Source organism: Campylobacter sp. BCW_4332, assembly GCF_001763175.1.
Lineage (GTDB): Bacteria > Campylobacterota > Campylobacteria > Campylobacterales > Campylobacteraceae > Campylobacter_D > Campylobacter_D jejuni.
The window spans coordinates 1-4,646 of sequence record NZ_MJYF01000005.1; the positions used below are offsets into that span (position 1 = coordinate 1).

The following is a 4,646-nucleotide window of genomic DNA, read 5'->3' on the forward strand; positions in this document are numbered from 1 at the left end:
ATCTAATTCTTCTTGATTGGCATAAAGATTAATCCTTACCTTAACCCTTCCATGCTCATCAGTATAAATAGTATTTCTCTCACTTTCTATATCCTTACTCTCTCCTATAACAATACCTTGAGTGCTATTAGGAGCTTTAGGTTTAGCTTTAAAACTTGGAGTAAAGATAATATTCTTTTTTAATAAAGTTAAAGTATTAGAATAAGATTTACTTAAATTTAAATCTTTTAAATTTAAATGATCATTCGTATTAATAGAATTAGCTAAGATGGCATCATCAATTAAGATTTGAGTATTAGCAATAATAATAAAGTCTTTAAACAAAGAAGCTTTATCTTGTTTTTCTTCATCTTGATTTTTTATTTCTTCTTGATGATTAAACTCCTTATAATTTAAAGTGATAAAATCTCCTAAGCTAAGATGATAAATATTACTTTTTGCTAGTAAGCTTTCATTTAATACTAAGGCTCTTTTTTCTTTAAGAGAAGGCTTAGTCTTTAAATCAATGCTTTTTGTAAAAGAATATTCACTCTCATAAAAATGTTCATTATAATAAGCTTTGTTATTAAGTTCTTGTTCATAAGGAACTTTACTAGAGTGTAAAGATAAAAGATTTAAAGGAGTATTGGCATTAATACTAGAATGCGTAAAAGAATTAGTTCTTAAGCTTTGCTCTTTATAAATAGAAGAAATACAAGCTTGATTTAAAATATTATTAATATTAGGATTATACTCAATTTCTTTATTTTTTACATTTTTATATACATCACAAAAATAAATAGTGTTCTCATCTTCATAAAAAAAGATTCCATTATTATGGCTTAATCTTGTAATAAAGTCTAAATCACTTTCATTGTATTGAGAGATGAGTTCTTGTTCTTCATAATTAAAATGTATATTAGAATAATCAATTTCTTTATGTAAGATATCTTGATAAAAACCAAGGGTTTGTTTAATCACTTCTATAATATTAGTATGAGTATAAATACGATTGGCTTTATTTAAAGAAAGTCTTATCAAGACTGATTGAAGCTTAAAAGAAAAAAAATGCTTGTATTGTATTTGCTTAGTATTTGAAGCGCTATCATTAATATTTAAAGCACTTTCATGATTAATGCCTAGATATTTTATATAAGTGATAATTCCCTTATAGTTTTTTACTTCATTGTTATCAAAGTTTAAGGTATTATTCTCATAAGGATTATGGATACTTAAAATAGCTTCTTGATCGATTAAAACATTAGGATGAAAATTAAAAGTTGTAGGGGTGCTTGGATGAGATGAAGCATTGGTTAAAGTATTTAAAGAAAATAAATCTTGTTCTAAACTTTCAAAAAAGCCTTCACATTCTATAGAAAAAAGCTCTTCAAGACTTTCTTTGATAAGGGCTTTAGTGATTTTAAAGGGTAGGGGATTTGAAGTAGAATTTGATATATCAAGACTCATATAAGAATTAAGGGACATTGAAGATCCTTTTGGGGGTTGAGTTTATGGTGTTTATAATTTCACTATGTTTTTAATTTTTATATTTATTATTTTAACACAAATAGTCTAAATTTGAGTAGAAAAAGAAATTGCTTATTTTTGTTATTAAAATCTATTTTTTATCTAAATTTACTTCTATGATATTAGATTCTTTTTCGCTGTTTTGTGTATTTTCTAAACGCAATTTTATTTTATTTGCACCCATGGGAGTTAAAATAGTAAAATATCTAATATTATTTTCATAAAAATCCCAAATTTCATCAAATTCCAAATAATTTGCTAATCCATATTCTTTAAACTCACATTCTTTATAGATTGATTTTAAAAATTTTGGCACTTCATTAATAATAAAAAGTATTTTGATTTTTTCTTTTTGAGAATTAATATCCAATTCTTTAATCAGATTATTTTGATATTCTTGCTTTATTATTTCTATTATTTTTTTATTATCACAATTTTTTAAATCATTAAGATTAACATCCATTTCTTTTTTTAACTCTAATTCTTGAAGAAAATAATTTGTGTTCTTATAATCAGAAGTTTGTGGTAATAATATATTTAATTTTTCATCACTTTTAAAAATTAATTTCGCTATATTCATAATTTTAATATTTAATTCTAATATAGCGTAAAAATCTTTTTTAGAAAAAATTTTATCTACACCTTTTTTCATATTTACAATATCTAAATTCTCATCAGATAAAAATTCTATAAGTTTATTTAAAAATATAGCTTGAGGAAGCATTACCACCCTTTAAGCTCTAAACTTTTAAGCTCTTCTAAACTCATTGCTCTAATTAAAATCCTTTCTTCTGATTGAATTAAAGAAAAATCTTGCAATTTCTCTAAAGCTTCTTTATATTCTAAATATCCTAAAGGTTTATCTTCGCTAATGCTAAAAAAGCTTAATCTCCATTTGGCTTCTTTATCTTCATCATCTAATTCAAAATTTTCCCAAGGTTTTTTAAAAAGAATAGTATCTGTATCTTCACTTAGGGTGAAATTTATTATTAACCCATCGGGTGTTTCATAAAGTTTAGGTATAGCTTCATAAGCTTCTTTCCAACGTCTTTGTAAAAGTTTTAAATCTTCCATAAATTTTTCCTTAAATATAAAATGAAATTATAACTAAAAATCTTTTTATATTAAATCATAAGGAAAGTATTTACACAAAACTGATTCTATTTTGTTTAATCATTCTAGCACGATTGATAAGAGCATAAAGGGCTATACTTTCATCATTTAACATTCTTTCAAAAGTTTCACTGTACCTATCCCCATCAAACTCAATACTTTTCCATTCTATAATTTTTGCTTTAGCATTAGTGATAAAAGAAATATATTTATCTCTTTGTTTATCGTGTTTGATACCTGCACATAAAGGTTTAAGTGCTTCATCATACCAAATCACTTCTAACTTTTCTTCTTTAATGATTCTTAGTGCTACTTCTTTTCTATTTTGCATTGAATAGTCTTCATTTACGCTAAAATATTTTTGTTTATAATTCATCTGCAACATTTTATCAATAGCTTCTTTTTCACTATCAAAAGAATAACTAAGTCTAATACTTCCTTGGTCTTCAACATAGAAAGTTTCATATTTATTATTATCAGAATCAAACCACATAGTAAGATGGTATTCTCCTGAATGTTTATAAGAAGGATACCAATCTGTATCAATCAACTTTTCTTCTTCTATAATTAATTCTGCTTGTTCTCTTGTCATTTTCTATCCTTTATTATGGTATTTGTTTGATAAAACCTAATAAGTTTATATAATTTATAATTGTAATATTTTTATATGTTTATTAATTTTAATATACCATAACTTCACTAAAACTAAAACCTAATAAATTATTTTCTCTTACTATTTTTTTAAATTCACTTGATACAAAAACAGGTATTTCATCATCTTTAATTCTAAATATATGACTTCCATCAAGTTTTGATTTTTTTAAAACAGCTTTAGTAATACTTAAATATTCATCATTATCACCCATATAAGTATATACAGAATGTTCATAATCTAAAGCCTCAAGTGATTTTATTACATGCATAATTTTACAACCATAATAATTTATTTCCTGACTTTTAATTTCTACATCTAAATATTGCACACAATCTTTGATTAAATCTTGCATTAAATTTATAAATTTAGGAGAGACTATACGCCAACCACAGTCATTGTGTATAAGATCAGTCAGTATTTTACCATCATCTTTATCGATTTCAAAACTAGGTGTTTGCCAATTTGTGATAGGTTTGGATTCTAAAAGTGCATATTCATCGTTATTTTTTATATCTACAAGATCACAAGAGTACCAATTATCCACATCGTTATGATTATAGTTATACATCATTTTATAATATCTCATTATTTTCTCTCCTTATAGTATTCTTTATGAAGTATAGCAGGATTATTTTTGATTTCTTCTTTTAGTTTTTCAAATTCTTTTAAGAATTTATTCTTATCTCCTCTAGCTATTTTATCAATTTTACTCATTTTTTCAAGAATGTATTCATGATATTCATTAGGATGTCTTCCGCGATGTGGCATTTTAACTTTATTCCAGTCTTCATCCAATTCCATGTTATATTTTTTTGTTATTTTTCGAAATTCTTTAGTAAATTTTTTATTCTTATCAGTAGCAATGTGATGGGTTTGAATTGGTGGTTGTTTGTTATCGCTTCCTATCCCTTCCCATCTTATCCTATCATACTTAATCTTAGCAAGAGGACTAGCTTGTATTTTAGTTAAGGCAAATTTAATCTTATTGCCTTTAGGTATAGAAAGTACAGGATAGCCTTTATTACTTACTCCTATTAAGCCCATTTGATAAACGGAATATTTATTATTGATTTTATGCTTTGAATAAGTATAAGGAAATACCAAAGCAACTTTAGTACAAGGTCCTCCAGCTACTGGAGGATTTAAACATCCACTTATACTAGCTCCTTGTATTTCATCGTGTAACATAATAGGAACATTATTATATTTTATTCTTTTAGCCTTTTTTGCTTTTAAATTGACTTTACCTCCATGTAAACATAATAAAGTATTATCTTCCAATATAGGATGCAAACAAGAAGTATCAAGAGTTGCATTAATATCTTCTATTCTAGGAATAGTTATCTTTCTTTTTCTAGCCATGAAAAGCCTT

Annotated in this window: 6 protein-coding genes; all 6 read right to left on the reverse strand. The window is 25.2% G+C overall.

All coding sequences use genetic code 11. From position 1 onward, the window contains the following. Window positions 1-1,464 (reverse strand): contractile injection system protein, VgrG/Pvc8 family (locus tag AJN64_RS00040; protein ID WP_261665690.1); only part of this gene is annotated, 1,464 nt, incomplete at its 3' end. A 133-nt stretch (window positions 1,465-1,597) separates the two neighbouring features. Beyond that, window positions 1,598-2,230 carry a hypothetical protein gene (locus tag AJN64_RS00045; protein ID WP_070261728.1) on the reverse strand — a complete coding sequence of 211 codons (633 nt, stop codon included), beginning with the start codon at window positions 2,228-2,230 and terminating at the stop codon, window positions 1,598-1,600. Further along, complete coding sequence (locus AJN64_RS00050) at window positions 2,230-2,580, reverse strand: DUF4299 family protein (RefSeq protein WP_070292516.1); 351 nt, start codon at window positions 2,578-2,580, stop codon at window positions 2,230-2,232. Before AJN64_RS00050 ends, AJN64_RS00045 begins: the two co-directional genes overlap by 1 nt. Before the next feature lie 70 nt (window positions 2,581-2,650). Continuing rightward, on the reverse strand, window positions 2,651-3,211 hold the full coding sequence (locus AJN64_RS00055) for a hypothetical protein (RefSeq protein WP_070292517.1): 561 nt from the start codon (window positions 3,209-3,211) through the stop codon (window positions 2,651-2,653). Between the two features lie 88 nt (window positions 3,212-3,299). Continuing rightward, window positions 3,300-3,860: an imm11 family protein gene (locus tag AJN64_RS00060; RefSeq protein WP_070292518.1), complete on the reverse strand. Its 561-nt coding sequence runs from the start codon at window positions 3,858-3,860 to the stop codon at window positions 3,300-3,302. Then, entirely contained in the window at window positions 3,860-4,636 is a 777-nt protein-coding gene (locus AJN64_RS09610; protein ID WP_261665691.1) for an AHH domain-containing protein, read from the reverse strand. The genes AJN64_RS00060 and AJN64_RS09610 overlap by 1 nt, the downstream gene beginning before the upstream one ends. Window positions 4,637-4,646: the final 10 nt, after the last annotated feature.

Bases quoted from the DNA above. Each gene is read 5' to 3' on its own strand.
- AJN64_RS00045 (WP_070261728.1), bottom strand. From the start codon at position 2,230: ATGCTTCCTCAAGCTATATTTTTAAATAAACTTATAGAATTTTTATCT.
- AJN64_RS00050 (WP_070292516.1), bottom strand. From the start codon at position 2,580: ATGGAAGATTTAAAACTTTTACAAAGACGTTGGAAAGAAGCTTATGAA.
- AJN64_RS09610 (WP_261665691.1), bottom strand. From the start codon at position 4,636: ATGGCTAGAAAAAGAAAGATAACTATTCCTAGAATAGAAGATATTAAT.
- AJN64_RS00055 (WP_070292517.1), bottom strand. From the start codon at position 3,211: ATGACAAGAGAACAAGCAGAATTAATTATAGAAGAAGAAAAGTTGATT.
- AJN64_RS00060 (WP_070292518.1), bottom strand. From the start codon at position 3,860: ATGAGATATTATAAAATGATGTATAACTATAATCATAACGATGTGGAT.